Consider the following 26621-nt stretch of genomic DNA (forward strand, 5'->3'; position numbering starts at 1 on the left):
TTTGGCCCGATACCGACGATCCTGCTGTTCGGCGCCACGCCCCATCTGCTGCTGGAGGCCAATCCGTTCGGCTGGGCGGTGGGGGAGTCCCCGCAGGAGCAGGCCCTCAACAAATACCAGGTCAGGCTGCACCCCGAGACGCCCTACACCCTGCAGTTCAAGAAAAGCGTCATGACGTCAAAGGACTTTGACTCGAACTTTGGCAGTCGAACGGAGCTGGTCGTTCCGGATGGGGCGTTCCAGACGCTGCCTCAAGTGAGCTTGGACCTCTCCGGCCAGGATCGCGAGGCGATATCGGAGTTGGACTTGTCCCGGTCCTCGCTGGAGGTCGTCAAGTTCAAGGACAAGAGTGCGTTCAGGCTCGACCTGGTGAGCGCCGATGGCCACAGCGCCTGCGCGCTGGAGCAGGTGATCCGGACCGTTCAACTGCCGGCCTATATCCAGTTCAAGAGCGGAGAAACCCACCCGGTGATGGCGGTGGTGGGGGAGGGCTCGCGGATAACCCTGAGCAATTCGACGGGACGTTCGCTGCTGCTGTTGAGGCGCGAGGTCCGCCGTTGCGAGATCGAGATACAGGCGTCGGTCAGCGGTTTTGCGCTTTCTGCTTGAGTCTCGGGATCAGCGCGGCGGCTCGACGCAAGCGGTCCGGGCGCCGCGCTCGGCATGTTGACGCAGCGCCCACAGCACATGTTCCCTGACCAGTTCCGACGGATGGTCCCGGCGGATATTGAGCGCTTCAAGTACCGGAATCGTCGAGGGTGCGTTCCCCAGTCCCACCGCCAGGTTGCGTAGCCAACGCTCATAACCGGCCCGGCGCAGCGGCGAGCCCTCGGTGTTTTTCAGAAAGGTCTCTTCGTCCCACAGGAACAGCTCGGCCAGCCCGGCATTGTCCAGGCTGTGCCGGGGCTTGAAATCGCCTTCGTCGGACGGGCGAGCGAAACGGTTCCACGGGCAGACGATCTGGCAATCGTCGCAGCCGAACACCCGGTTACCGATCAGCGGACGCAACTCCTCGGGAATCGCGGTTTTCAGCTCGATGGTCAGGTACGAAATGCAGCGCCGCGCGTCCAGCACATACGGCCCGACGAAGGCCGCCGTCGGACAGATATCCATGCACGCCGTGCAACGTCCGCAATGCTCCGTGGCGTGGGGGGCATCCACCGGCAGCGGCAGGTCGACGAACAGCTCGCCGAGAAAGAAGTAGCTGCCGGCCTTGCGATTGAGCACCAGGGTGTTCTTGCCGATCCAGCCGAGCCCGGCCTGTTCGGCGATGGCCTTTTCCAGTACCGGGGCACTGTCGACGAAGGCGCGATAGCCAAAAGGTCCGATGACCTGCTGGATGCGCTCGGCGAGCTGTTGCAGGCGCTTGCGGATCAATTTGTGATAGTCGCGGCCCAGGGCGTAGCGCGAGACATAGGCCTTTTCCGGCTGGCCCAGGCGCTGGGCCATCTGCGTGTCGCCCGGCAGGTAGTCCATGCGCAGCGACACCACCCGCAACGTACCGGGCACCAGCTCGTCGGGGTGCGAGCGTTTGCTGCCGTGGGCGCCCATGTAGTCCATGTCGCCGTGATAGCCGGCGTCGAGCCAGCGCTGCAGGTGCCGTTCATGCTCGCCCAGCTCGAGACCGGCGATGCCGACTTGCTGAAAGCCCAGTTCACGGCCCCATTCCTTGATGGACCGGGCGAGGGCGGGAAGGTCGACGCTATTTACAGGCATGAGACAGGAGAAACCTAGGCTTTGATGCGTATAATTCTGCCAGACATCAGAGCTCGACGACGCATGCCGCAGACCAAACCGCCTTTTTCCGATATTCAGTCATTGACCCTCGCCACGCTGCCGAGCCTTCCCGTACGAAAACCGGACGCCCACAAAGGGCAGTTCGGGCATGTGCTGTTGATCGGCGGCGACCGGGGTTTTGGTGGCGCGATCCTGCTCGGTGCCGAAGCGGCCTTGCGCAATGGCGCGGGGCTGGTGTCCCTGGCGACACGTCCGGAGCATGTGGCGGCGGCCCTGGCTCGGCTGCCGGAGGTGATGGCGCTGGGTATCGAGTCGGCCAATCAACTGATGACGGTACTGGCCCAGGCCAGCGTGCTGGTGGTCGGCCCGGGGCTCGGTCAGTCCGCCTGGAGCCGCAGCCTGTTGTCGCTGGCGGTCAATGCCGACGTGCCGCAGGTCTGGGATGCCGACGCCTTGAACCTGCTGGCCGCTGGCGGCTTCACATTGCCGGTGGACAGCGTGATCACCCCGCATCCGGGCGAGGCGGCGCGCTTGTTGGGGATTTCCACGGCGGCTGTACAGGCGGATCGTCCCGCCGCCGCTCGCCGGCTGGCCGAGCAATACCAGGCGGTCTGCGTGCTCAAGGGCGCGGGCAGCCTGATTGCCGCGCCGGACGGGCGCCTGTCGCGCTGCGAGCGTGGCCATCCGGCCATGGCCACGGCGGGCCTCGGTGATGTCCTGGCCGGCTTGCTCGGCGCATTGCGCGCCCAGGGGCTGCCGGCGTACGAAGCCAGCTGCCTGGCGGTGTGGCTGCATGCCAGCGCCGGCGAGCAGTTGGGGAAAATCGGCCGTGGACTGGCGGCCAGCGATCTGATTCCGGTCATTCGACAGTTGCTGGAGGAGCAATCACCGTGTCTGAACTAACCCTTCAACTGGCCGATGAAGAGGCCATGGTCGCGTTCGGCAGGACAATCGCCGAGGTGACCGGCGGTGTCGGGGTGATTTTCCTCGAAGGCGATCTCGGCGCCGGCAAGACCACCCTGTCCCGGGGCATCATTCGCGGCCTCGGCCATGTCGGAGCGGTGAAAAGCCCGACGTTTACGCTGGTTGAACCGTACGAAATCGGCGATATCCGTGCCTTCCATTTCGATCTGTATCGCCTGGTCGACCCGGAGGAGTTGGAGTACATGGGCATTCGCGACTATTTCGATGGCGCGACCCTGTGCCTGGTGGAGTGGCCCCGGCGCGGCGAGGGCTTTTTGCCAAAGCCCGACCTGACCATTACCATTAGCCCGCATAATGGCGGTCGTTCGTTGTATCTGTTGTCCCAGGGCGCGCGAGGCGACTCCTGGTGTGCCGATCTGGCATTGGAAATCAAATAAATGATGGGGTTTGGTATGCGCATTCGCGCGTTGGTGGCTGTCGTGGGATTGTTGCTGGCGACACTGGCCGTAGACGCCTTGGCGGCGACACAGGTCAAGAGTGTTCGCCTGTGGCGGGCCCCGGACAACACGCGACTGGTGTTCGACCTGTCCGGCCCGGTGCAGCACAGTGTATTTACCCTGACTTCTCCGGATCGGCTGGTGATCGATATCAACGGCGCGACCCTGGGCGGGCCGATGAATGTACCGACCGCCAACACCCCGATCACCAGCGTACGGGCCGCCCAGCGCACGCCAACCGACTTGCGGGTGGTGGTCGACCTGAAGAAGGCGGTCACCCCGAAAAGCTTCACCCTGGCGCCGAACGCGCAGTATGGCAACCGCCTGGTGGTCGACCTGTTCGACAACGCCGCCGATGCCGCGCCGCCACCGGCCCCGACGCCCGCCGTGGCGACCGTGCCGGCGGTACCGGTCACGCCGGCGGAACCGGCGATCAAGCTGCCGCCGGCACCGGCGGGCAAGCGGGACATCATTGTGGTGATCGACGCCGGCCACGGCGGTGAAGACCCGGGTGCCTCCGGTTCCCGTGGCCAGCACGAGAAAGACGTGGTGCTGGCCATCGCCCGGGAACTGCAACGCCAGGTCGGTGGCATGAAGGGCTACCGCGCGGAGCTGACCCGTACCGGCGACTACTTCATCCCGTTGCGCGGCCGCACCGAGATCGCCCGCAAGAAAGGCGCCGACCTGTTCGTCTCGATTCACGCCGACGCCGCGCCTTCGGCCCAGGCTTTCGGTGCCTCGGTGTTCGCCCTGTCCGATCGTGGCGCCACGTCCGAGACCGCCCGTTGGCTGGCGGACAGCGAGAACCGCTCCGACCTGATCGGTGGTGCTGGCAACGTCAGCCTCGACGACAAGGACAAGATGCTCGCCGGCGTGCTGCTGGACCTGTCCATGACCGCCTCGTTGACCTCCAGCCTCAACGTCGGGCAGAAGGTCCTGAGCAACATCGGCCGGGTCACGCCGCTGCACAAGCAGCGGGTGGAGCAGGCCGGGTTCATGGTGCTGAAGTCGCCGGATATCCCGTCGATCCTGGTGGAGACCGGTTTCATCTCCAACTCCAACGAGGCGTCCAAGCTGGCCTCCTCGAACCATCAGCAGGCCCTGGCGCGCTCCATCAGCGCCGGTATCCGCCAGTTCTTCCAGCAGAACCCACCACCGGGCACCTATATCGCCTGGCTGCGGGACTCCGGCAAGATCGCCCAGGGGCCGCGTGACCATCGTGTGGCGCCGGGCGAGACCCTGGCCATGATCGCCGTGCGCTACCAGGTTTCGCCGGCGACCTTGCGCAGCGCCAACAACCTGAGCAGCGACGAACTGAAGGTCGGGCAGACCCTGACCATTCCCGGCGCTGAACTGGCGGCCAAACAATGAGCGAAGCCTTGAACAGCAGTGCCCGTATCGAGCTGCTCAGCCCGCGACTGGCGAACCAGATTGCCGCCGGTGAGGTGGTCGAACGCCCGGCCTCGGTGATCAAGGAACTGTTGGAAAACAGCCTGGACTCCGGGGCCAAGCGCATCGATGTGGATGTCGAGCAGGCCGGCGTCAAGCTGTTGCGGGTGCGCGACGACGGCAGTGGTATCTCCGCCGACGACCTGCCGTTGGCGCTGGCGCGTCACGCCACCAGCAAGATTCGCGACCTGGAAGACCTGGAGCGGGTCATGAGCCTCGGTTTTCGTGGCGAAGCCCTGGCCTCCATCAGCTCCGTCGCCCGTCTGACCCTGACCTCCCGCACCCGCGACGCCGACCAGGCCTGGCAGGTGGAAACCGAAGGCCGCGACATGGAGGCCCGGGTGCAGCCGGCGGCCCATCCGGTGGGCACCTCGGTGGAAGTGCGCGACCTGTTTTTCAATACACCGGCGCGGCGCAAGTTCCTCAAGGCCGAGAAAACCGAATTCGATCACCTGCAGGAAGTGATCAAGCGCCTGGCGCTGGCGCGTTTCGATGTGGCCTTTCATCTGCGCCATAACGGCAAGAGCATTCTCAGCCTGCACGAGGCCCACGACGACGCGGCCCGTGCCCGGCGCGTGGCGGCGGTGTGCGGCGCAGGTTTTCTCGAGCAGGCGCTGCCTATCGAAGTCGAACGCAACGGCCTGCACCTGTGGGGCTGGGTGGGCTTGCCGACCTTTTCCCGCAGCCAGGCTGACTTGCAGTATTTCTATGTGAACGGCCGCGCGGTGCGCGACAAGCTGGTGGCCCATGCGGTGCGCCAGGCCTATCGCGACGTGCTGTTCAATGGCCGGCACCCGACCTTCGTGCTGTTTTTCGAGGTCGATCCGGCGGTGGTGGACGTCAACGTGCACCCGACCAAGCACGAAGTGCGTTTCCGTGACGGGCGCATGGTCCACGATTTTCTCTATGGCACCCTGCATCGCGCCTTGGGCGACGTACGCCCGGAGGATCAGCTGGCCGCGCCCGCCACTGTCGCCGGCATGGTCCGGCCGACAGGGCTCGAGGCCGGCGAGTTCGGTCCCCAGGGCGAAATGCGCCTGGCGGCCAATCTGCTTGAACAGCCCCAATCGCCGCCTGCCTCCGGCTTTGCCCCGGCGGCCGGTTCGGGTTCCGGTGCCGGTTATCAGTATCAGTACCGCCCGCAATCCACCCAGATGCCGCCCGCCGCCGAGGCCCAGGGCGTCTATCGCGAGTTTTTCGCGCCGCTGCCGGAACCGGTGGCCTCGCCGACCCTGCCCGACAGCCAGGGCGACGTCCCGCCACTGGGTTATGCGCTGGCGCAGCTCAAGGGCATCTATATCCTCAGCGAAAACGCCCAGGGTCTGGTTCTGGTGGACATGCACGCCGCCCATGAGCGGATCATGTACGAACGCCTGAAGATCGCCATGGCCAGCGAAGGCCTGAGCGGCCAACCGTTACTGGTGCCCGAATCCCTGGCGGTCAGCCAGCGCGAAGCCGATTGCGCCGAAGAACATGCGAGCTGGTTCCAGCGCCTGGGCTTCGAATTGCAGCGCCTGGGGCCGGAAACCCTGGCGATCCGGCAGATTCCGGCCCTGCTCAAGCAGGCCGAGGCCAATCGCCTGGTCCAGGATGTGCTGGCGGACCTGATGGAATATGGCACCAGCGACCGTATCCAGGCGCACCTGAACGAATTGCTCGGGACCATGGCCTGCCACGGTGCGGTTCGCGCCAATCGACGCCTGGCCCTGGCGGAAATGAACGGTTTGCTGCGGGATATGGAAAACACCGAACGCAGTGGCCAGTGCAACCATGGCCGGCCCACCTGGACCCAGCTCGGGCTGGATGATCTGGACAAACTGTTCTTGCGCGGTCGCTGATGACAGGTTCCAAGGCATTACCACCGGCCATCTTCCTGATGGGCCCCACGGCGGCGGGCAAGACCGACCTGGCCATCGAACTGACCAAGGTGCTGCCGTGCGAGCTGATCAGTGTCGACTCGGCCCTGGTTTACCGGGACATGGACATCGGCACGGCCAAACCCTCGAAAGCCCTGCTGGCGGAGTTCCCGCACCGCCTGATCGATATCCTCGACCCGGCACAAAGCTATTCGGCCGCCGAGTTTCGCCACGATGCGCTGGCGGCGATGGCCGACATCACCGCTCGCGGCAAGATTCCGCTGCTGGTGGGCGGTACCATGCTTTATTACAAGGCGTTGCTGGAGGGGCTGGCGGACATGCCGGCGGCCGATCCGCAGGTCCGTGCCGAAATCGAAGAAGAGGCGGCACGCCTTGGCTGGCAGGCCTTGCACGACCAGCTCGCGGTCATCGATCCGGAATCGGCGGCGCGTATCCACCCCAATGACCCCCAGCGCCTGAGTCGGGCGCTGGAAGTCTATCGGGTCAGTGGATCGAGCATGACCGCCCACCGACAGCGACAATCTGCGCAAAGTACTGACGCAGCCGCTTCGGGACGGCCTCAATTGCCCTATACTGTCGCTAATCTGGCCATCGCTCCGGCAAATCGCCAGGTATTGCACGACCGAATTGCACAAAGATTCACACAAATGCTGGAACAGGGGTTTGTAGACGAGGTCGTAGCCCTGCGTAGGAGAAGTGACCTGCATGTCGGGTTGCCGTCTATACGTGCGGTAGGCTACAGGCAAGTCTGGGAGTACCTCGAGGGCAAACTGACGTCAGCCGAAATGCAGGAGCGCGGCATCATCGCCACGCGCCAATTGGCGAAGCGCCAGTTCACCTGGCTGCGTAGCTGGACGGATCTGCACTGGCTGGACAGCCTGGATTGCGACAATCTGCCACGCGCCTTGAAATACCTTGGGACGATCTCCATATTGGACTGAGTCCCTGCAATTGCCGTCTATCCTTGGGGGAAAGGCGGTATAAGCCATTTATTTACCCATTTTTTATTATTGATCCTTAAAGGAGTGCGGCACATGTCAAAAGGGCATTCGCTACAAGACCCTTACTTGAATACCTTGCGTAAAGAAAAGGTTGGGGTTTCCATCTATCTGGTCAACGGCATCAAGCTGCAGGGTACGATCGAATCTTTCGACCAGTTCGTGATCCTGCTGAAGAACACCGTCAGCCAGATGGTCTACAAGCACGCCATCTCGACAGTGGTACCGGTTCGTCCGATTCGCCTGCCTAGCGCAACCGAAACCGAACAGGGTGACGCTGAGCCGGGTAACGCCTGATAGGAGTCTCCTTTGTTCTTTGAGCGCCACGGTGGTGGTGAACGGACCATTCTCGTTCACTTGGAAGGTCAGGACCCTGAGGCGCGCGAAGATCCGCAGGAGTTTCAGGAGTTGGCAACATCGGCAGGTGCCGAGACCGTCGCGTTTTTCAACGTGCCGGGTCATCGGCCAACCGCCAAGTATCTGATTGGCACTGGCAAGGTCGAGGAGCTTCGCGACCTGGTCAAGGCCGAACAGGTCGATATCGTGATTTTCAATCACACCCTCACGCCCAGCCAGGAACGTAACCTCGAACGTGTCTTCGAGTGTCGCGTGCTGGACCGCACGGGCCTGATTCTCGATATTTTCGCCCAGCGCGCCCGTACCCATGAAGGCAAGCTCCAGGTCGAACTGGCCCAGCTTGAGTACATGAGCACGCGGTTGGTCCGCGGCTGGACTCACCTTGAGCGGCAAAAAGGCGGTATCGGCCTGCGCGGCCCGGGTGAAACCCAGTTGGAAACCGACCGGCGCCTGCTGCGGGTGCGCCTGCGGCAGATCAAGGGGCGCCTGGAAAAGGTCCGCAGCCAGCGCGAGCAGTCGCGGCGCGGGCGCCAGCGGGCGGATATCCCGACGGTGTCGCTGGTGGGCTACACCAACGCCGGCAAGTCGACGCTGTTCAACACCGTCACCGCGTCCGAGGTCTATGCGGCGGACCAGTTGTTCGCCACCCTCGACCCGACCCTGCGCCGCCACGAGCTCGATGACCTCGGGCCGATCGTGCTGGCCGACACCGTGGGTTTCATCCGGCACCTGCCGCACAAGCTGGTCGAGGCGTTCCGGGCTACGCTCGAAGAGTCGAGCAACTCTGACCTGCTGCTGCACGTGATCGACGCCGCGGAGCCGGACCGGATGCTGCAGATCGAGCAGGTCATGGTGGTGCTCGGCGAGATCGGTGCCCAGGACTTGCCGATCCTGGAGGTCTATAACAAACTCGATCTGCTCGAGGGCGTCGACCCGCAAATCCAGCGCGATGAAGACGGCAAGCCGCGGCGGGTCTGGCTCAGCGCCCGGGACGGGCAGGGCTTGGAGTTGCTGGAACAGGCGATCGCCGAGTTGCTGGGCAACGATTTGTTCGTCGGCACCTTGCGCTTGCCGCAGCGTTTTGCTCGACTGCGCGCACAGTTCTTCGAATTGGGTGCGGTGCAGAAAGAGGAGCACGACGAGGAAGGCACCTGCCTGCTGTCCGTCCGTTTGCCCCGGGCCGAGCTCAATCGAGTGGTCACGCGCGAAGGGATGAAACCGCCGGAATTCATCGAACAACACACTTTGCAATAAAAGCCTGGGAAAGCGGCTGTGCCGCGTTGACAGGCATTCTGTAGCATTGGTCGGCGCGCCGCGGGCGCGTCTTTGCTTTATCAGATGGAGAGCGCTATGGCTTGGAATGAGCCGGGTGGCAACTCGAACAATCAGGATCCTTGGGGTGGCAAGCGCCGTAACAACGGCGACCGCAAGGGGCCGCCGGATCTCGACGAGGCCTTCCGCAAGCTGCAGGAAAGCCTGAACGGGTTGATTGGTGGCGGTAGGAAACGCGGTGACGATGGCGGCTCGGGCGGTGGCAAGGGCGGCGGTTTCGGCCTGCTCGGCATCGGCCTCGTCGTGCTCGCGGCCATTTGGCTGTACAGCGCGGTCTACGTCGTGGACGAGCAGGAGCAGGCCGTGGTGCTGCGCTTCGGCAAGTACTACGAAACCGTGGGGCCGGGCCTGAACATCTATTTCCCGCCGATCGACAAGAAGTTCCTGGAGAACGTCACGCGTGAGCGTGCCTACACCAAGCAGGGCCAGATGCTGACCGAAGACGAGAACATCGTCGAAGTGCCGCTGACCGTGCAGTACAAGATCAGCAACCTGCAGGACTTCGTGCTGAACGTCGACCAGCCGGAAATCAGTCTGCAACAGGCCACCGACAGTGCCCTGCGCCACGTGGTGGGTTCCACCGCGATGGACCAGGTGCTGACCGAAGGGCGCGTGCAGATGGCTGGCGAGATCAAGGAGCGTCTGCAACGCTTCCTCGATACCTACCGCACCGGTATCACCGTGACCCAGGTGAACGTCCAGAGCGCGGCCGCGCCGCGTGAAGTCCAGGAAGCCTTTGACGACGTGATCCGGGCCCGCGAGGACGAACAGCGTTCGCGCAACCAGGCCGAAGGCTATGCCAATGGCGTGGTGCCGGAAGCCCGTGGCCAGGCCCAGCGCATCCTCGAGGATGCCAACGGCTATCGCGACGAAGTGATCTCCCGCGCCAAGGGTGAGGCCGACCGCTTCACCAAGCTGGTGGCCGAGTATCGCAAGGCGCCGGAGGTGACCCGCCAGCGCCTGTACCTCGACACCATGCAGGAAGTCTTCAGCAGCACCAGCAAGGTGCTCGTGACCGGCAACAAGAACGGCCAGAGCAACCTGCTTTACCTGCCGCTGGACAAGATGATCCAGAGCGGTTCGGGTGGCAGTTCGCCGGCCAAGGGTGTGGGGCCGATGGCCAGTGGCAACACTGACATCACGCCGCACATCACCGAGCCACAACCCACACGCACCCGGGAGAGCCGCTGATGAGCAATAAATCACTGATCGCCCTGATCCTTGGGGTCATCGTGGCGGTGGCGGCCTGGAACTGCTTCTACATCGTGTTGCAGACCGAGCGCGCCGTCCTGCTGCAATTCGGCCGCGTGGTCGAGGCGGATGTCCAGCCGGGCCTGCATGTGAAGGTGCCCTACGTCAACCAGGTGCGCAAGTTCGACGCCCGCCTGATGACCCTGGATGCCCCGACGCAGCGCTTCCTGACCCTGGAAAAGAAAGCCGTGATGGTCGATGCCTACGCCAAGTGGCGGGTCAAGGACGCCGAGCGCTTCTATACCGCGACTTCCGGCATGAAGCAGATCGCCGACGAGCGTCTGTCCCGTCGCCTGGAATCGGGCCTGCGTGACCAGTTCGGCAAGCGCACCCTGCACGAGGTGGTGTCCGGTGAGCGTGATGCGCTGATGGCTGACATCACCGCGTCGCTGAACGCCATGGCCGCCAAGGAGCTGGGTATCGAGGTGGTCGATGTCCGGGTCAAGGCCATCGACCTGCCGAAGGAAGTCAACCGCAGCGTCTTCGAGCGCATGAGCACCGAGCGTGAGCGCGAGGCTCGTGAGCACCGCGCCAAGGGTAACGAACTGGCCGAAGGCATTCGTGCCGACGCCGATCGCCAGCGCCGTGTGTTGCTGGCCGAGGCTTATCGCCAGTCGGAAGAAGCCCGTGGTGACGGTGATGCCCAGGCCGCCGCGATCTACTCCAAGGCCTACGGCCAGGACCAGGAGTTCTACGCGTTCTACCGCAGCCTGCGCGCCTACCGTGAAAGCTTTGCGGAAAAGAGCGACGTGTTGGTGCTGGATCCGAGCAGTGACTTCTTCCGTTACCTGGAAAAAGCCAAGCCCTGATTCAACGCGCATCGTGCCCCCCTCCGCCCGGCAGCTAAAACGCCGGGCGGGGTGATCCTTTCGGAAAACGGGTGTATGATGCGGCAGCCGGGAAATTCCCGGCTTTTTTGCGTCTGTAGCTTCATTAGCAGAAAGCAGATCAGCAGAAAACGGGTTGACCAACCCGACAGGTTTCTAGAGGAAAGTGGTAGGCGAAGCCGGTTTCAGGCTGTTCGTCGCGTCGTTCTTGCGCGCGCGTTAACCATTTTCTGCTTCACTCAAGGCTCGCCTGTGGGCTTGCCGCCCGGATCATTAGGGGAAAGGCGTAATGGCAACGGTAGATCGCTGGCTTCTGCCAGATGGCATCGAAGAAGTATTGCCGCCTGAAGCGGCGCGCATCGAAGTGGCGCGGCGCCAGGTGTTGGATCTGTTCCAGAGCTGGGGCTATGAGTTCGTTGTCACCCCGCATATCGAGTATCTGGAATCCTTGTTGACCGGCGCCGGCCAGGACCTGGACCTGCGCACCTTCAAGGTGATCGACCCGCAGTCGGGCCGGCAGATGGGTTTCCGTGCGGATATCACGCCCCAGGTGGCGCGCATCGACGCCCACACCCTGCGTCGCGAAGGTCCGAGCCGCCTGTGCTATGCCGGCAGCGTGCTGCATGCGCAGCCGCGGGCCCTGTCGTCCTCGCGCAGCCCGATCCAGCTGGGCGCCGAGTTGTACGGCGATGCCAGCCCGAGCAGCGACGTCGAGGTCATCAGCCTGATGCTGGCGATGCTGCAACTGGCCGATGTGCCGGATGTGCACATGGACCTGGGGCATGTCGGTATCTACCGTGGCCTGGCCCGCGCCGCCGGCTTGTCCGGTGAAGTGGAGCAACAATTGTTCGACGCCCTGCAACGCAAGGCGATCGATGAAGTGATCCAGCTGACCGAAGGCTTGCCGGCCGATCTGGCGGCCATGCTGCGGGCGCTGGTGGAGCTGTGTGGCGGTCGTGAAGTGCTGGCGGCGGCGCGTGTGCGCCTGGCTGGTGCGCCGGCGCAGGTCACGGCGGCGCTGGATGACCTGCTGGCGATTGCCGAGCGGCTGTCCGTGCGTTTCCCTGAGTTGCCGCTGTATTTCGACCTGGGCGAGTTGCGCGGTTACCACTACCACACCGGTGTGGTGTTCGCGGTGTTCGTGCCGGGTGTCGGCCAGGCCATCGCCCAGGGCGGTCGTTACGACGACATCGGCGCCGACTTCGGTCGTGCGCGTCCGGCCACCGGCTTTTCCACCGATTTGAAAACCCTGGTGACCCTGGGGCGTGCCGAGATCGAGCTACCGTCTGGCGGTATCTGGATGCCCGACAGCACGGATGCAGCACTCTGGCAGTTGGTTTGCCAGTTGCGCGGCGAGGGTCAGCGTGTCGTCCAGGCCTTGCCCGGACAACCATTGGCCGCCGCCCGCGAAGCGGACTGCGACCGGCAATTGATTCAGCAGAACGGGCTTTGGCAAGTATTGCCGCTGGCTTCTTGAGTTTTCCCGCCGGCGGCTGCCGGCACCAAGTTTGCGCGAATGAGGACAAGTGTTATGGGTAAGAATGTCGTAGTCCTGGGCACCCAGTGGGGTGATGAGGGCAAAGGCAAGATCGTTGATCTGCTGACCGAACATGCTGCCGCCGTGGTGCGCTACCAAGGTGGTCACAACGCTGGCCACACCCTGGTGATCGACGGCGAGAAAACCGTCCTGCACCTGATCCCGTCGGGTGTCTTGCGCGAAGGCGTGCAATGCCTGATCGGCAACGGCGTGGTGGTTGCTCCGGACGCCCTGCTGCGGGAAATCACCAAGCTGGAAGAGAAAGGCGTGCCGGTGCGCGAGCGCCTGCGCATCAGCCCGTCCTGCCCGCTGATCCTGTCCTATCACGTGGCCCTGGACCAGGCGCGCGAGAAAGCCCGTGGCGAGCTGAAGATCGGTACCACCGGTCGTGGCATCGGCCCGGCGTACGAAGACAAGGTCGCTCGTCGTGGCTTGCGCATCGGTGACCTGTTCCACCGCGAGCGTTTTGCCGCGAAGCTGGGCGAGTTGCTGGACTACCACAACTTCGTGCTGGTCAATTACTACAAAGAGCCGGCCATCGACTTCCAGAAGACCCTGGATGAGTGCATGGAGTACGCCGAGCTGCTCAAGCCGATGATGCTCGACGTCACCGCCGAGCTGCACAACCTGCGTCGCGCCGGCAAGGACATCATGTTCGAAGGTGCCCAGGGCTCGCTGCTGGACATCGACCACGGTACCTACCCGTACGTCACCAGCTCCAACACCACGGCCGGCGGCATCGCCACCGGTTCGGGCGTTGGCCCGATGTACCTGGATTACATCCTGGGTATCACCAAGGCCTACACCACTCGCGTAGGTTCGGGTCCGTTCCCGACCGAACTGTTCGATGACGTCGGTGCCTTCCTGGCCAAGCGTGGCCACGAGTTCGGTGCGACCACCGGCCGTGCCCGTCGTTGCGGCTGGTTCGATGCCGTGATCCTGCGTCGTGCCATCGACGTCAACAGCATCTCGGGCCTGTGCCTGACCAAGCTGGACGTGCTGGACGGTCTTGAAACCATCAACATCTGCGTGGGTTACAAGAACGAAAACGGTGCGGTCATCGACGCGCCGACCGACGCCGACAGCTACATCGGCCTGGAGCCGGTGTACGAGCAAATGCCGGGCTGGACCGAATCGACCCTGGGTGCCAAGACCCTGGAAGAGCTGCCGGCGGCTGCCCGTGCCTACATCAAGCGCATCGAAGAGTTGGTCGGCGCACCGATCGACATTATTTCGACGGGTCCGGATCGCAACGAAACCATCGTTCTGCGTCACCCGTTCGCCTGATAAGTCGTTGATGTAGATCACAAAGGGCCCATTTTGGGGCCCTTTGTCGTTTCTGCCTGTTGTTCGGCACGACCCTTGCTGGGATTATCGTCTAAAAAGTGTGCTATCAGATTAATGGCGCCAAAGTCGAGGAATCTCCAGTGTCGGCCGTTCTCTCACTGTTACAAAGCCGTTTATTGCGGCCTGTGTTCGTTACCCTGGGTATCGCCCTTTTGGTGCAGGTGCTGGTGGCGGTCGCTCTGACCCGAAGCACGGTCACTGCGTTGGAGGCTGACCTGGGCAATCGCCTGGGTGTCGACAGTCAGAAGCTGTCTGGGGAGTTGGAGCAGGCCGGCAAGGAGGTGACGTCGAGTCTCGACAACCTTTCGGTCAGCACACGCCAGCGCCTGACTGGTGGCTTGTCCTCGCGGCTGAAGGATGAGCAGGCCCAGTTGCGTACGGCGTTGGAGAAGGATCTGAAGGATTCGGCCAACGATATGGCGCAATTGCTGGCCTCCGTGGCGCCTCGGGCCATGTGGGACAACGATGTTCCGACCCTGTCCGAATTCGCCCGCCGGGCCCAGCGCAATCCGAACGTGCTGTTCGTGGTCTATGACGATGCGACCGGCGAGCACCTGACTCGCTACCTGAATCGGGACAACCCGATCAACCAGGCCCTTTTGGCGAAGGGCGAGGGGGAGCGAGCGCTGGACAAGGTGCTCAACGCGGCGAAGAACGATCCTTCGGTCTACTACCTCGAAGCCTCGATCAGCCCCAATGGCGTGGAAATCGGCAAGGTGCGGATGGGGGTTTCCACGGCTTCGGTCGAGACTGACCTGAAGGCCCTGGACCAGCGTTTTACCACCTTGATCGCCAGCAGCGACAAGCTGGTGGGCGACAGTCTGCAAGGGGCGTCGGCGGACAGTTCCAAGGCCATGCAGGCCCGCTTGCAATCGGCCCAGGCCACGGCTTCGCAAATGCAGGCCAACAGCACGGCAACGGTGCAGGACGCGGCGCAGACCCTGCGCTGGCGGATCGGCATGGGGCTGGCCCTGGTCGGTCTCGGCGTCCTGCTGCTGCTGGCGGTGGTGCTGGGGCGGCGTGTGGTCAACAAGCTGCATCTGCTGATCGCGGCCCTCAATGACCTGGCGGCCGGGGAGGGGGACCTGACCAAGCGGGTCCAACTCAACAGCAATGACGAGATCGGCGACATGGCTTCGGCGGTGAATCGCTTTGTCGACAAGCTGCAGCCGATCGTGCGCGAGGCGGGTGATGTGGCCCAGCGTACCGGTGTGGAGATTGGCCAGATGACCTTGCGCAACGCCGGTGCCGATGCGGCCGCCGGATTGCAGCGCGACGAGGTGGCGCAGAGCTTGCGCGAGTTGTCGAAGATGGCTGACGACGCGCAGTCCGAAAGTCATGCGATGCAGGCCGCGTTGAAGCAGGTGGTGGATATTCGCCAGGCGACGGATGAAAACACCCGGACCTCGACCCAGGTCGGCAATCTGATCGAGGCCCTGGCCGGGCAGGTGGATACCGGGGCCAAGGTGATCGAGCGGCTGGCGCAGCAGAGTGAGCAGATTGAAGTGGTGCTGACGGTGATTCACGGGATTGCCGAGCAGACCAATCTGCTGGCCCTGAACGCGGCCATCGAGGCGGCGCGGGCGGGGGAAACCGGTCGCGGGTTTGCCGTGGTGGCGGACGAGGTGCGGGCGCTGGCGAGCAAGACGCAGAGTTCCACCGGCGATATCCAGGCGCATATCGGTGCCTTGCAGCAGGGCGCGCGGGAAGCTGTGGCGGCCATCGGCCAGGCGGGTCGTCAGGCCAATGAGGGCTTGGCGGTGTTGCGCAGCAGCGTGAAGTTGCAGCAGAGCGTGCAGGCTTCGGTGGAGCAGGTGCATGCGGCGATTGGCCTGGCGACCCAGGCGGCGGCCCATCAGGCCGAGGGCGCGCATGCGGTGCGTGGGCGGGTCGAAGTGATCCATGCCCAGGCCGAGCGCGCGGCGCAGGCGGTGGTGGAAACCACGGCCAGCGGCAAGGTGCTGGACAGCCTGGCGGGGCAGCTCAAGGCGAGCCTGGGGCAGTTCCGGGCTTGATCGGAGGGTGCGGTGCTTGTCCTGCAAGGCTGTGCATAATCCCTTGTAGGAGCGAGCTTGCTCGCGATGGTGGTTCAGGCGCCGCGGGGCATCAGGCTTCCCGTGTCATCGTTGGCGTCCATCGCGAGCAAGCTCGCTCCTACAGAAAGCAGTCAACGCGGTCACTGTAGGAGCCGGCTTGCCGGCGATGAGGCCTGTAAGCCGTGCATCGATCTTGCGGCCGTCATCGCCGGCAAGCCGGCTCCCACAGTGTGCGGGGGTGTATCCAGGAAACTGTGGGTCTAGAAACGCAAAAACCCGCTTTCGCGGGTTTTTGTGAGATTCCAGAGTCAGACTCTGAAATTTGAATTGGTGCCCAGAAGAAGACTCGAACTTCCACGGCCTTGCGGCCACCAGCACCTGAAGCTGGCGTGTCTACCAATTTCACCATCTGGGCAGTATCGTCAACGTCTCCGTCGTCGATGGCGCGCACTATACGGAGGCGCTGTTGAAGTGTAAACCCCTGTCATGAAAAAAACTTGGAAAAACGCTTCAATGTCCTTCAGGCGGCATTTTTCACGCCGACAAATGGGTTTCAAGGTGGCCTGTGTGCCTGAAATTTCCCGTTTCAATACGCGTATGCCAAACTAACCCGCATATAGACAAGGTGAAATTTATCTAATGGCCGATTGGCAATCCCTCGACCCCGAGGCCGCTCGTGAAGCGGAAAAATACGAAAACCCCATTCCTAGCCGCGAGCTGATCCTGGCGCACCTGTCCGAGCGTGGATCGCCGGCCAGTCGCGAGGAGCTGGTGGACGAGTTCGGCCTGAGCACCGAAGACCAGATCGAGGCCCTGCGCCGCCGTCTTCGTGCCATGGAGCGCGATGCGCAACTGATTTACACCCGCCGCGGCACCTATGCCCCGGTGGACAAGCTCGACCTGATCCTCGGCCGCATCGCCGGTCATCGCGACGGTTTCGGTTTCCTGATCCCGGACGACGGCAGCGACGACCTGTTCATGAGCCCGGCGCAAATGCGCCTGGTGTTCGATGGCGACCGCGCCCTGGCGCGGGTGTCCGGCCTGGACCGGCGCGGGCGTCGTGAAGGCGTGATCGTCGAAGTGGTGTCCCGGGCTCATGAGAGCATCGTCGGGCGTTACTTCGAAGAAGGCGGCATCGGTTTCGTGGTGGCGGACAACCCGAAGATCCAGCAGGAAGTGCTGGTGACCCCGGGCCGCAACGCCGACGCCCGTGTCGGTCAGTTCGTCGAGGTGAAGATCACCCACTGGCCGACCCCGCGCTTCCAGCCGCAGGGCGATGTGATCGAAGTGGTGGGCAACTACATGGCGCCCGGCATGGAAATCGATGTCGCGCTGCGCACCTACGACATTCCCCACGTTTGGCCCGAGGCCGTGCTCAAGGAAGCCGCGAAGCTCAAGCCGGAAGTCGAGGAGAAGGACAAAGAGAAGCGCATCGACCTGCGCCATCTGCCATTCGTCACCATCGACGGCGAGGACGCCCGCGACTTCGACGATGCGGTCTATTGCGAAGCCAAGCCGGGCAAATTGCGCCTGTTCTCCGGTGGCTGGAAGTTGTACGTGGCGATTGCCGACGTTTCCAGCTACGTGAAGCTTGGTTCGGCGCTGGATGCCGAGGCCCAGGTGCGCGGTAACTCGGTGTATTTCCCCGAGCGCGTGGTGCCGATGCTGCCGGAGCAGCTGTCCAACGGTCTGTGCTCGCTGAACCCGCATGTCGACCGCTTGGCGATGGTCTGCGAGATGACCATCAACAAAAGCGGGCAGATGACCGACTACGTGTTCTACGAAGCGGTGATCCACTCCCATGCGCGCCTGACCTACAACAAGGTCAGCTCGATCCTGGAGCAGCCGAAGACCAGCGAAGCGAAGAAGCTGCGTGGCGAGTATTCGGAAGTGATTCCGGACCTCAAGCAGCTCTACGCCCTGTACAAGGTGTTGCTGGCGGCGCGGCATACCCGTGGCGCCATCGACTTCGAAACCCAGGAAACGCGGATCATCTTCGGTTCCGAGCGCAAGATCGCGGAAATCCGTCCGACCACCCGCAACGATGCGCACAAACTGATCGAAGAGTGCATGCTGGCGGCCAACGTGGCCACCGCCGAGTTCCTCAAGAAACACGAGATTCCGGCGTTGTACCGGGTGCATGACGGCCCGCCGCCGGAGCGCCTGGAAAAACTCCGCGCCTTCCTCGGCGAACTGGGCCTGTCCCTGCACAAGGGCAAGGAAGGTCCGTCGCCGAAGGATTACCAGGCATTGCTGGCGAGTATCCAGAGCCGCCCGGATTTCCACCTGATCCAGACCGTGATGCTGCGCTCCCTGAGCCAGGCGGTGTACAGCGCCGACAACCAGGGCCACTTCGGCCTGAATTACGAGGCCTACACCCACTTCACCTCGCCGATCCGGCGTTACCCGGACCTGCTGACGCACCGCGCCATCCGCAGTGTCATCCACTCCAAGCAGGACACGCCGCACGTTCGTCGTGCCGGCGCGATGACCATTCCGAAAGCGCGGATCTATCCGTACGACGAAGCGGCGCTGGAGCAGTTGGGCGAGCAGTGCTCGATGAGCGAGCGGCGCGCCGACGAAGCCACCCGCGACGTGGTGAACTGGCTCAAGTGCGAGTTCATGAAGGATCGCGTGGGCGAGTCGTTCCCGGGTGTGGTCACCGCCGTGACCGGTTTCGGCCTGTTCGTCGAACTGACCGATATCTACGTCGAAGGCCTGGTGCATGTCACCGCCTTGCCGGGCGACTACTACCATTTCGACCCGGTCCATCACCGCCTGGCGGGCGAGCGCACCGGTCGCAGCTTCCGCCTGGGCGACACGGTGGAAGTGAAGGTCATGCGCGTCGACCTCGACGAGCGCAAGATCGACTTCGAAATGGCCGAGAAAACCCTCAGTGCACCGATCGGTCGCAAGAAGCGCGGGGCCGAGGCCGCCGCTCCCGCACCGTTCGAGAAAGCTCCGGAGCCGGCCAAGGTTGGGCGTCGCGGTGCGGTCGCGAAGAAGTCGGATGAGGCCTATCGCTCCAGCGACGCCGCGGCGAAAAACGCCGAGGTGCGCAAAAGTCGTGAAATGAAGCAGGCCTTGTTGGCCGAGGCCAAAAGCGGCGGTAAGGGCAAGACCGAGGGCAAGTCCGGTCGTGGCGCTCCGTCGGAAAAGCCGAGCAAGCATCGCAAAGGTCCGCCGAAGGCGGGCGCTGGTCCCGCGAAAAGTGGCGGGGCGCGTAAACCCAAGGGCAAGTCATGAGTCAGTTGGAAAAAATCTACGGCGTGCATGCCGTGGAGGCGTTGTTGCGTCACCACCCTAAACGGGTCAAGCAGATCTGGCTGGCCGAAGGCCGCAGCGACCCACGGGTCCAGGTGTTGCTGGAGCTGGCCGGGGAAAACCGGGTGTCCGTCGGTCAGGCCGAGCGCCGCGAGATGGATGCCTGGGTCGAAGGCGTGCACCAGGGCGTGGTGGCGGAGGTCAGTCCGAGCCAGGTCTGGGGCGAGGCGATGCTCGACGAACTGCTCGACCGCACCGAGGGCGCACCGTTGATCCTGGTGCTCGACGGCGTGACCGACCCGCACAACCTCGGCGCCTGCCTGCGCACCGCCGATGCCGCCGGTGCGTTGGCGGTGGTGGTGCCCAAGGACAAGTCGGCGACCCTGACACCGGCGGTGCGCAAGGTGGCCTGCGGCGCGGCGGAAGTGATTCCGCTGGTGGCGGTGACCAACCTCGCGCGGACCCTGGAAAAGCTCCAGCAGCGCGGCCTGTGGGTCGTCGGCACGGCGGGCGAGGCGGAGCAGGAGCTGTACCAGCAGGACCTGACCGGGCCGACCATCCTGATCATGGGGGCCGAAGGCAAGGGCATGCGTCGCCTGACCCGCGAGCACTGCGACTACCTGGTGAAGCTGCCGATGGCCGGTAGCGTCAGCAGTCTCAACGTCTCCGTGGCGACGGGCGTGTGCCTGTTCGAAGCCATGCGCCAGCGCAGCGTCAAGGCTGCCAGTAAAAAAGCCTGATCAGCGCAAAAAAACGTGTGGGAGCCGGCTTGCCGGCGATGGCGGCTGAACAGTCGCTGCAAGACTTGCCGGCCTCATCGCTGCGATGCGGCGTCCCGACAAGCCAGCTCCTACAGGGCGTGCGCCGTTCATTACGGTGAATTGCTCAAATAATCGCCAATTATCTTGCACCCCTCTCGCCCCTTCTCTACAATTGCGCCCCTTGCCGTGATGGCTGGCGCATCCGTGCCTACTCCAGGCAAGACACACAAGTGTCATTCACTCCTTGTCTGACCGTTTTTGAGCGGCAGGCTACAACCCGTAAGGAGCATTCATGCGTCATTACGAAATCATCTTTTTGGTCCACCCGGATCAAAGCGAACAAGTCGGCGGCATGGTTGAGCGTTACACCAAGCTGATCGAAGAAGACGGCGGCAAAATCCACCGTCTGGAAGACTGGGGCCGTCGTCAACTGGCCTATGCAATCAACAATGTTCACAAGGCTCACTACGTGATGCTGAACGTTGAGTGCACCGGCAAGGCCCTGGCCGAGCTGGAAGACAACTTCCGTTACAACGATGCTGTGATCCGTAACCTGGTCATCCGTCGCGACGAAGCCGTTACCGGCCAGTCCGAGATGCTCAAGGCTGAAGAAAACCGCAGTGAGCGCCGTGAGCGTCGCGACCGTCCTGAGCACTCCGACGCCGATGGCGTTGAGGGTGATGACAGCGACGCCAGCGATAACGCTGACGAGTAATCCACGGACCTTTTGAGGAGCCAATCACATGGCACGTTTCTTCCGTCGTCGTAAATTCTGCCGCTTCACCGCTGAAGACGTGAAAGAGATCGATTACAAAGATCTCAACACCCTGAAAGCCTATGTATCCGAAACCGGCAAAATCGTTCCAAGCCGTATCACCGGTACCAAAGCTCGTTATCAGCGTCAGCTGGCCACCGCTATCAAGCGCGCCCGCTTCCTGGCCCTGCTGGCCTACACCGACAGCCACGGCCGCTGAGACCGGGCAGTCGACACGCAGTAAAGGATTGAATGCATGCGCGCCTTAGCTGGATTCATCATGCGCGGACGTATGCAGGCCATGCTCGTCGTGGCCGGATCTGCGGCATTGCCGCTGTTGTTCTGGTTGAGTGCCGCCGCCGGGTGCCTTGTGCTCCTGCGGCGCGGTTCGGACGCCCTTGGCGTCATCGGTCTGGGTGTGCTGTCGGTGCTGCTGTTCTGGCACTTCAACATCCAGAAAGACCCCACGGCCCTGTTGGTGCTGCTCGGGTCTTGCAGCCTGGCGCTGGTTTTACGCGCCGGCTACTCCTGGAACCGCGTGCTGCTGGTCAGCATGGCAGTAGGGTTGGTATGTGCGGTGAGTCTGGGGACGATTTTCAGTCCCTTCATCGAAGGGTTGGCGCAGACGTTTGAACAAGTCGTGCCGCTGGCTCTCGGTGAGGTCTACCACAAGTTGTCGGTAGATCAGCGAGCGTTCCTCGCGTCACTGGCCGTGCCCCTGTTGATCACCTCGACGGCGATCTCGCTGCAGGTCTTTAGTGTGATGTGCCTGATTCTTGGGCGCTATTGGCAAGCGTTGTTGTACAACCCCGGTGGTTTCGGGCGCGAGTTCCGCGCTGTCCGAATCCCCAAGCAGGTGGCGCTGGTGCTGCTGGCCGTCATGTTTGTCGCGCCGTTTCTCGGTGTGCAGGCATTGATTCTGTTGCCGCTGTGCAGTGTTCCGCTGTTCTTCGCCGGCCTGGCCCTGATTCACGGGCTGGTGGCGCAGAAGAGACTGGCCAGTTTCTGGCTGGTGGGGATGTACGTCACGCTGGTGCCTTTCATGCACTTGCTCGGTCCGTTGCTCATGGTATTGGCCATTGTCGACAGCCTGATTGATTTTCGCGGACGCCTGGCGTCGAAGGATGCCGATAACGGTTCCGCGAACGGTGAAGGTTAAAAGTTAAGAGGATTTCCACATGCAACTGATCCTTCTGGAAAAAATCGCCAACCTGGGCAACCTGGGCGATAAGGTAAACGTTAAGGCCGGTTACGGTCGTAACTACCTGCTGCCATTCGGCAAAGCCACCGCTGCGACCGCTGCCAACCTGGCTGCGTTCGAAGAGCGTCGCGCTGAGCTGGAAAAAGCCGCAGCAGACAAGAAAGCTTCGGCTGAATCGCGCGCCGCCCAACTGGCTGAGCTGGAAGTGACCATCACTGCCACCGCCGGTGACGAAGGCAAGCTGTTCGGTTCGATCGGCACCCACGACATCGCTGATGCCCTGACCGCCTCCGGCGTTGAAGTGGCAAAAAGCGAAGTACGTCTGCCGAACGGCACCATCCGCAACGTGGGTGAATTCGACGTGGCCGTGCACCTGCACGCCGAAGTCGAAGCAACCGTACGCGTTGTCGTGGTGGCTGCTTAAGCAGTACCCAATCGCCTGGCGACTTGCTCGCCAGGCGGTTAACATCGGGCACGACTCTGTTCATTCAGGTCGTGCCTTTTGTTTTTTTGCACCCACCCCCTGATTTCAAGTGGCCATGAACGATATCTCCGCTCCCGAGCAATACGATCTGCAAACCGCCGCGCTGAAGGTGCCGCCGCATTCCATCGAGGCCGAACAGGCCGTGCTCGGTGGTCTGATGCTGGACAACAACGCCTGGGAGCGCGTGCTCGATCAAGTCTCGGACGGCGACTTCTATCGCCATGACCACCGTCTGATCTTCCGCGCCATCGCCAGGCTGGCCGATCAGAACATGCCCATCGACGTGGTGACCCTGGCCGAGCAATTGGACAAGGAAGGGCAGGCCTCGCAGGTCGGCGGCCTGGGTTACCTCACGGAGCTGGCGAAGAACACCCCCTCGGTGGCCAACATCAAGGCCTACGCCGCGATCGTTCGCGAGCGGGCAACCTTGCGCCAGTTGATCGGCATCAGCACCGAAATCGCCGACACCGCGTTCAATCCGGAAGGCCGTAGCGCCGCCGAGATTCTCGACGAGGCCGAGCGGCAGATCTTCCAGATCGCCGAGGCGCGGCCCAAGACCGGCGGCCCGGTGGGGGTCAACGAGCTGTTGACCAAGGCCATCGACCGGATCGATACGCTGTTCAACACCGACAACGCCATCACCGGTTTGTCCACCGGCTACACCGACCTCGACGAGAAGACCAGCGGCCTGCAACCGGCCGACCTGATCATCGTCGCCGGCCGTCCGTCGATGGGCAAGACCACCTTCGCCATGAACCTGGTGGAGAACGCGGTATTGCGCAGCGACAAGGCGGTGCTGGTGTACTCCCTGGAGATGCCCGGCGAATCGCTGATCATGCGTATGCTCTCCTCGCTTGGGCGGATCGACCAGACCAAGGTCCGTTCCGGCCAACTGGAAGACGACGACTGGCCGCGCCTGACCTCGGCGGTCAACCTGCTCAACGACCGCAAGCTGTTCATCGACGATACGGCGGGTATCAGCCCGTCGGAAATGCGCGCGCGGACCCGGCGCCTGGTGCGTGAGCACGGCGATATCGCCCTGATCATGATCGACTACCTGCAGCTGATGCAGATCCCCGGTTCCAGCGGTGACAACCGGACCAACGAGATTTCCGAGATTTCCCGTTCCCTCAAGGCCCTGGCGAAAGAGTTCAACTGCCCGGTGGTGGCCTTGTCCCAGCTCAACCGCTCCCTGGAGCAACGGCCGAACAAGCGCCCGGTGAACTCCGACTTGCGGGAATCCGGAGCGATCGAGCAGGACGCCGACGTGATCATGTTCGTTTACCGCGATGAGGTCTATCACCCGGAAACCGAACACAAGGGCATCGCCGAAATCATCATCGGCAAGCAGCGGAACGGTCCGATCGGCTTTATCCGCCTGGCCTTTATCGGCAAGTACACGCGCTTCGAGAACCTGGCGCCGGGCAGTTACAACTTCGACGACGACGAGTAACACGCCACCGATTTCCGACTATGGTCGTCGGATTTGGTCATTTTTTGTGCTATATTCCGCGCCCGCGAAATTTCATCTCGACACCGGTCATCGCCATGCAAGCAGCCAAGCCGTTATTTGACTATCCCAAGTACTGGGCCGAATGTTTCGGGCCAGCGCCCTTCCTGCCCATGAGCCGGGAAGAGATGGATCAGCTTGGCTGGGATTCCTGCGACATCATCATCGTCACCGGCGATGCCTACGTCGACCATCCGTCCTTCGGCATGGCGATCATCGGCCGGCTGCTGGAGTCCCAGGGCTTTCGCGTCGGGATCATTGCCCAGCCGAACTGGCAGTCCAAGGACGACTTCATGAAGCTTGGCGAGCCGAACCTGTTCTTCGGTGTCGCGGCCGGCAACATGGACTCGATGATCAACCGCTACACCGCCGACAAGAAAATCCGCTCCGACGACGCCTACACGCCGGGCGGCCTGGCCGGCAAGCGTCCGGATCGCGCCAGCCTGGTCTACAGCCAGCGCTGCAAGGAAGCCTACAAGCATGTGCCGATCGTCCTCGGCGGCATCGAGGCTTCGCTGCGCCGGATCGCCCACTACGACTACTGGCAGGACCGCGTGCGCAACTCGATCCTGATCGACGCCAGCGCCGACATCCTGCTCTACGGCAACGCCGAGCGGGCGATTGTCGAGGTCGCCCAGCGCCTGTCCTACGGCCACAAGATCGAAGACATCACCGATGTGCGCGGCACTGCGTTCATTCGCCGCGACACGCCTGAAGGCTGGTACGAAGTCGACTCCACGCGCATCGACCGGCCGGGCAAGATCGACAAGATCATCAACCCCTACGTGAACACCCAGGACACCGCCGCTTGTGCCATCGAGCAGGAAAAGGGTCCGGTTGAGGATCCGCAGGAAGCCAAGGTCGTGCAGATCCTGGCCAGCCCGCGGATGACCCGCGACAAGACCGTGATCCGCCTGCCGTCGGTGGAAAAGGTGCGTGGCGATGCGGTGCTTTATGCCCACGCCAACCGCGTACTGCACCTGGAAACCAACCCGGGCAACGCCCGTGCGCTGGTGCAGAAGCATGGTGAAGTCGACGTCTGGTTCAATCCGCCGCCCATTCCGATGACTACCGAGGAAATGGACTACGTGTTCGGCATGCCTTATCAGCGCATCCCGCACCCGGTGTATGGCAAGGAGAAGATCCCGGCCTACGAGATGATCCGTTTCTCGGTGAACATCATGCGCGGCTGCTTCGGCGGTTGCACCTTCTGCTCCATCACCGAGCACGAAGGGCGGATCATCCAGAACCGTTCCGAAGAGTCGATCATTCGCGAGATCGAAGAGATCCGCGACAAGGTGCCGGGCTTTACCGGGGTGATTTCCGACCTCGGCGGTCCGACCGCGAACATGTACCGCATCGCCTGCAAGAGCCCGGAAATCGAATCCGCGTGCCGCAAGCCGTCGTGCGTGTTCCCTGGCATCTGCCCGAACCTGAACACCGACCACTCGTCGTTGATCCAGCTCTATCGCAGTGCCCGCGCCTTGCCCGGGGTGAAGAAGATCCTGATCGCCTCCGGCCTGCGCTACGACTTGGCGGTCGAGTCGCCGGAATACGTGAAAGAGCTGGTGACCCACCACGTCGGCGGTTACCTGAAGATCGCCCCGGAACACACCGAGGAAGGTCCGCTCAACCAGATGATGAAGCCGGGCATCGGCAGCTATGACAAGTTCAAGCGGATGTTCGAGAAGTACTCCAAGGAAGCCGGGAAAGAGCAGTACCTGATTCCGTACTTCATTGCCGCGCACCCGGGCACCACCGACGAAGACATGATGAACCTGGCGCTGTGGCTCAAGGGCAACGGCTTCCGTGCCGACCAGGTGCAGGCGTTCTATCCGTCGCCGATGGCCAGTGCCACGGCCATGTACCACTCGGGCAAGAACCCGCTGCGCAAGGTCACCTACAAGAGTGACGGGGTGACCATCGTCAAGAGCGAGGAGCAGCGCCGGTTGCACAAGGCGTTCCTGCGCTACCACGATCCGAAGGGCTGGCCGATGCTGCGCGAAGCCTTGCTGCGCATGGGCCGTGGCGATCTGATCGGACCGGGCAAGCACCAGTTGATCCCGCTGCACCAGCCGGCGACCGACAGCTACCAGAGCGCCCGCCGGAAGAACTCGACACCGGCCGGCAGCCACAAGGTGGCGAAGGACAGCACCACCAAGATCCTCACCCAGCACACCGGCCTGCCGCCGCGTGGCAGCGATGGTGGTAATGCCTGGGACAAGCGCGAACAGGCCAAGGCCGCCGCGTTCGCCCGCAACAAGCAGGCCGCCAAGGAGCGCGCCGATGCGGCCAAGGGCAAAGGCAAGAAGCCGACCCGCAAGCCGGTGGTGCCGCGCTGAGACAGTGTTGAGCTGGGAGTTTCAAGCGGTAAGTTGAATGCAGAACGCCAGCCTCGTGCTGGCGTTTTGCTGTTTGATCGGTTCAATGATCCGACTCTTTTCTCGGGTAGTCGAAGTCGCTTTCGGTTTCCCCTTG

Annotated in this window: 21 protein-coding genes, 1 tRNA gene and 1 pseudogene; 21 read left to right on the forward strand and 2 right to left on the reverse strand. The window is 63.0% G+C overall.

The genetic code is table 11. From position 1 onward, the window contains the following. Positions 1–609, forward strand: a pseudogene (locus tag UCMB321_RS30990) (hypothetical protein); the annotation flags it as partial. Between the two features lie 9 nt (positions 610–618). Here UCMB321_RS30990 and queG read toward each other — a convergent pair. Continuing rightward, on the reverse strand, positions 619–1716 hold the full coding sequence (gene queG, locus UCMB321_RS03260) for a tRNA epoxyqueuosine(34) reductase QueG (RefSeq protein WP_040063838.1): 1098 nt from the start codon (positions 1714–1716) through the stop codon (positions 619–621). Positions 1717–1779: 63 nt separating this feature from the next. Between queG and UCMB321_RS03265 the strand changes: the two genes are divergently transcribed. The 12 genes from UCMB321_RS03265 to UCMB321_RS03320 all read left to right on the forward strand — a co-directional run bounded on the left by UCMB321_RS03265 (position 1780) and on the right by UCMB321_RS03320 (position 16148). After that, positions 1780–2640: an NAD(P)H-hydrate dehydratase gene (locus UCMB321_RS03265; RefSeq protein ID WP_040063840.1), complete on the forward strand. Its 861-nt coding sequence runs from the start codon at positions 1780–1782 to the stop codon at positions 2638–2640. Next, the gene (gene tsaE / locus UCMB321_RS03270) at positions 2628–3098 is read left to right on the forward strand and encodes a tRNA (adenosine(37)-N6)-threonylcarbamoyltransferase complex ATPase subunit type 1 TsaE (protein WP_040063842.1); all 471 of its coding nucleotides are present in this window, start codon (positions 2628–2630) and stop codon (positions 3096–3098) included. Before UCMB321_RS03265 ends, tsaE begins: the two co-directional genes overlap by 13 nt. A gap of 3 nt (positions 3099–3101) precedes the next feature. Continuing rightward, positions 3102–4529, forward strand: coding sequence for an N-acetylmuramoyl-L-alanine amidase (locus UCMB321_RS03275; RefSeq protein ID WP_209437125.1), 1428 nt, complete (start codon positions 3102–3104; stop codon positions 4527–4529). Further along, a complete protein-coding gene (mutL, locus tag UCMB321_RS03280) occupies positions 4526–6445 on the forward strand; it encodes a DNA mismatch repair endonuclease MutL (protein WP_040063845.1) in 1920 nt (639 codons plus the stop codon). Before UCMB321_RS03275 ends, mutL begins: the two co-directional genes overlap by 4 nt. Then, positions 6445–7425, forward strand: a complete 981-nt coding sequence (miaA, locus tag UCMB321_RS03285) for a tRNA (adenosine(37)-N6)-dimethylallyltransferase MiaA (protein WP_040063847.1) — start codon at positions 6445–6447, stop codon at positions 7423–7425. The genes mutL and miaA overlap by 1 nt, the downstream gene beginning before the upstream one ends. 93 nt (positions 7426–7518) lie before the next feature. Beyond that, positions 7519–7779 (forward strand): RNA chaperone Hfq, encoded by a 261-nt coding sequence (hfq, locus tag UCMB321_RS03290; RefSeq protein ID WP_040063849.1) that lies wholly within the window; start codon positions 7519–7521, stop codon positions 7777–7779. Between the two features lie 12 nt (positions 7780–7791). Continuing rightward, on the forward strand, positions 7792–9093 hold the full coding sequence (gene hflX, locus UCMB321_RS03295; RefSeq protein WP_040063851.1) for a ribosome rescue GTPase HflX: 1302 nt from the start codon (positions 7792–7794) through the stop codon (positions 9091–9093). A 96-nt stretch (positions 9094–9189) separates the two neighbouring features. Then, on the forward strand, positions 9190–10362 hold the full coding sequence (gene hflK / locus UCMB321_RS03300) for an FtsH protease activity modulator HflK (RefSeq protein WP_040063852.1): 1173 nt from the start codon (positions 9190–9192) through the stop codon (positions 10360–10362). Then, a complete protein-coding gene (gene hflC / locus UCMB321_RS03305) occupies positions 10362–11231 on the forward strand; it encodes a protease modulator HflC (RefSeq protein WP_040063853.1) in 870 nt (289 codons plus the stop codon). Before hflK ends, hflC begins: the two co-directional genes overlap by 1 nt. A gap of 307 nt (positions 11232–11538) precedes the next feature. Then, complete coding sequence (locus UCMB321_RS03310) at positions 11539–12726, forward strand: ATP phosphoribosyltransferase regulatory subunit (RefSeq protein WP_040063854.1); 1188 nt, start codon at positions 11539–11541, stop codon at positions 12724–12726. Between the two features lie 54 nt (positions 12727–12780). Continuing rightward, a complete protein-coding gene (locus UCMB321_RS03315; protein ID WP_040063855.1) occupies positions 12781–14073 on the forward strand; it encodes an adenylosuccinate synthase in 1293 nt (430 codons plus the stop codon). Between the two features lie 140 nt (positions 14074–14213). Beyond that, a complete protein-coding gene (locus UCMB321_RS03320; RefSeq protein ID WP_040063856.1) occupies positions 14214–16148 on the forward strand; it encodes a methyl-accepting chemotaxis protein in 1935 nt (644 codons plus the stop codon). A gap of 349 nt (positions 16149–16497) precedes the next feature. Here the strand turns inward: UCMB321_RS03320 and UCMB321_RS03325 are convergent. Further along, positions 16498–16584: transfer RNA gene (locus UCMB321_RS03325), tRNA-Leu, on the reverse strand. Between the two features lie 224 nt (positions 16585–16808). Between UCMB321_RS03325 and rnr the strand changes: the two genes are divergently transcribed. From rnr to UCMB321_RS03365, 8 genes are all read left to right on the forward strand, one after another. After that, on the forward strand, positions 16809–19415 hold the full coding sequence (rnr, locus tag UCMB321_RS03330) for a ribonuclease R (RefSeq protein ID WP_040063857.1): 2607 nt from the start codon (positions 16809–16811) through the stop codon (positions 19413–19415). Then, on the forward strand, positions 19412–20173 hold the full coding sequence (gene rlmB / locus UCMB321_RS03335) for a 23S rRNA (guanosine(2251)-2'-O)-methyltransferase RlmB (protein WP_040063858.1): 762 nt from the start codon (positions 19412–19414) through the stop codon (positions 20171–20173). The genes rnr and rlmB overlap by 4 nt, the downstream gene beginning before the upstream one ends. Before the next feature lie 313 nt (positions 20174–20486). Further along, positions 20487–20909 (forward strand): 30S ribosomal protein S6, encoded by a 423-nt coding sequence (gene rpsF / locus UCMB321_RS03340; protein ID WP_040063859.1) that lies wholly within the window; start codon positions 20487–20489, stop codon positions 20907–20909. A gap of 28 nt (positions 20910–20937) precedes the next feature. After that, positions 20938–21168, forward strand: a complete 231-nt coding sequence (gene rpsR, locus UCMB321_RS03345; RefSeq protein ID WP_002551829.1) for a 30S ribosomal protein S18 — start codon at positions 20938–20940, stop codon at positions 21166–21168. 36 nt (positions 21169–21204) lie between these two features. Beyond that, the gene (locus tag UCMB321_RS03350; RefSeq protein WP_040063860.1) at positions 21205–22107 is read left to right on the forward strand and encodes a YybS family protein; all 903 of its coding nucleotides are present in this window, start codon (positions 21205–21207) and stop codon (positions 22105–22107) included. Positions 22108–22126: 19 nt separating this feature from the next. Continuing rightward, entirely contained in the window at positions 22127–22573 is a 447-nt protein-coding gene (gene rplI / locus UCMB321_RS03355) for a 50S ribosomal protein L9 (RefSeq protein ID WP_017125059.1), read from the forward strand. Between the two features lie 115 nt (positions 22574–22688). Beyond that, on the forward strand, positions 22689–24086 hold the full coding sequence (gene dnaB / locus UCMB321_RS03360; RefSeq protein ID WP_040063861.1) for a replicative DNA helicase: 1398 nt from the start codon (positions 22689–22691) through the stop codon (positions 24084–24086). A 95-nt stretch (positions 24087–24181) separates the two neighbouring features. Then, a complete protein-coding gene (locus UCMB321_RS03365) occupies positions 24182–26485 on the forward strand; it encodes a YgiQ family radical SAM protein (protein ID WP_040063903.1) in 2304 nt (767 codons plus the stop codon). Positions 26486–26621: the final 136 nt, after the last annotated feature.

Source organism: Pseudomonas batumici (assembly GCF_000820515.1).
Taxonomy (GTDB): domain Bacteria; phylum Pseudomonadota; class Gammaproteobacteria; order Pseudomonadales; family Pseudomonadaceae; genus Aquipseudomonas; species Aquipseudomonas batumici.

What these genes read in the sequence shown, in the direction of transcription:
- queG (WP_040063838.1), bottom strand. Translation starts at nt 1,716, where the DNA reads ATGCCTGTAAATAGCGTCGACCTTCCCGCCCTCGCCCGGTCCATCAAG.
- UCMB321_RS03265 (WP_040063840.1), top strand. Translation starts at nt 1,780, where the DNA reads ATGCCGCAGACCAAACCGCCTTTTTCCGATATTCAGTCATTGACCCTC.
- UCMB321_RS03275 (WP_209437125.1), top strand. Translation starts at nt 3,102, where the DNA reads ATGGGGTTTGGTATGCGCATTCGCGCGTTGGTGGCTGTCGTGGGATTG.
- mutL (WP_040063845.1), top strand. Translation starts at nt 4,526, where the DNA reads ATGAGCGAAGCCTTGAACAGCAGTGCCCGTATCGAGCTGCTCAGCCCG.
- miaA (WP_040063847.1), top strand. Translation starts at nt 6,445, where the DNA reads ATGACAGGTTCCAAGGCATTACCACCGGCCATCTTCCTGATGGGCCCC.
- hfq (WP_040063849.1), top strand. Translation starts at nt 7,519, where the DNA reads ATGTCAAAAGGGCATTCGCTACAAGACCCTTACTTGAATACCTTGCGT.
- hflK (WP_040063852.1), top strand. Translation starts at nt 9,190, where the DNA reads ATGGCTTGGAATGAGCCGGGTGGCAACTCGAACAATCAGGATCCTTGG.
- hflC (WP_040063853.1), top strand. Translation starts at nt 10,362, where the DNA reads ATGAGCAATAAATCACTGATCGCCCTGATCCTTGGGGTCATCGTGGCG.
- UCMB321_RS03310 (WP_040063854.1), top strand. Translation starts at nt 11,539, where the DNA reads ATGGCAACGGTAGATCGCTGGCTTCTGCCAGATGGCATCGAAGAAGTA.
- UCMB321_RS03315 (WP_040063855.1), top strand. Translation starts at nt 12,781, where the DNA reads ATGGGTAAGAATGTCGTAGTCCTGGGCACCCAGTGGGGTGATGAGGGC.
- rnr (WP_040063857.1), top strand. Translation starts at nt 16,809, where the DNA reads ATGGCCGATTGGCAATCCCTCGACCCCGAGGCCGCTCGTGAAGCGGAA.
- rlmB (WP_040063858.1), top strand. Translation starts at nt 19,412, where the DNA reads ATGAGTCAGTTGGAAAAAATCTACGGCGTGCATGCCGTGGAGGCGTTG.
- rpsF (WP_040063859.1), top strand. Translation starts at nt 20,487, where the DNA reads ATGCGTCATTACGAAATCATCTTTTTGGTCCACCCGGATCAAAGCGAA.
- rpsR (WP_002551829.1), top strand. Translation starts at nt 20,938, where the DNA reads ATGGCACGTTTCTTCCGTCGTCGTAAATTCTGCCGCTTCACCGCTGAA.
- UCMB321_RS03350 (WP_040063860.1), top strand. Translation starts at nt 21,205, where the DNA reads ATGCGCGCCTTAGCTGGATTCATCATGCGCGGACGTATGCAGGCCATG.
- rplI (WP_017125059.1), top strand. Translation starts at nt 22,127, where the DNA reads ATGCAACTGATCCTTCTGGAAAAAATCGCCAACCTGGGCAACCTGGGC.
- dnaB (WP_040063861.1), top strand. Translation starts at nt 22,689, where the DNA reads ATGAACGATATCTCCGCTCCCGAGCAATACGATCTGCAAACCGCCGCG.
- UCMB321_RS03365 (WP_040063903.1), top strand. Translation starts at nt 24,182, where the DNA reads ATGCAAGCAGCCAAGCCGTTATTTGACTATCCCAAGTACTGGGCCGAA.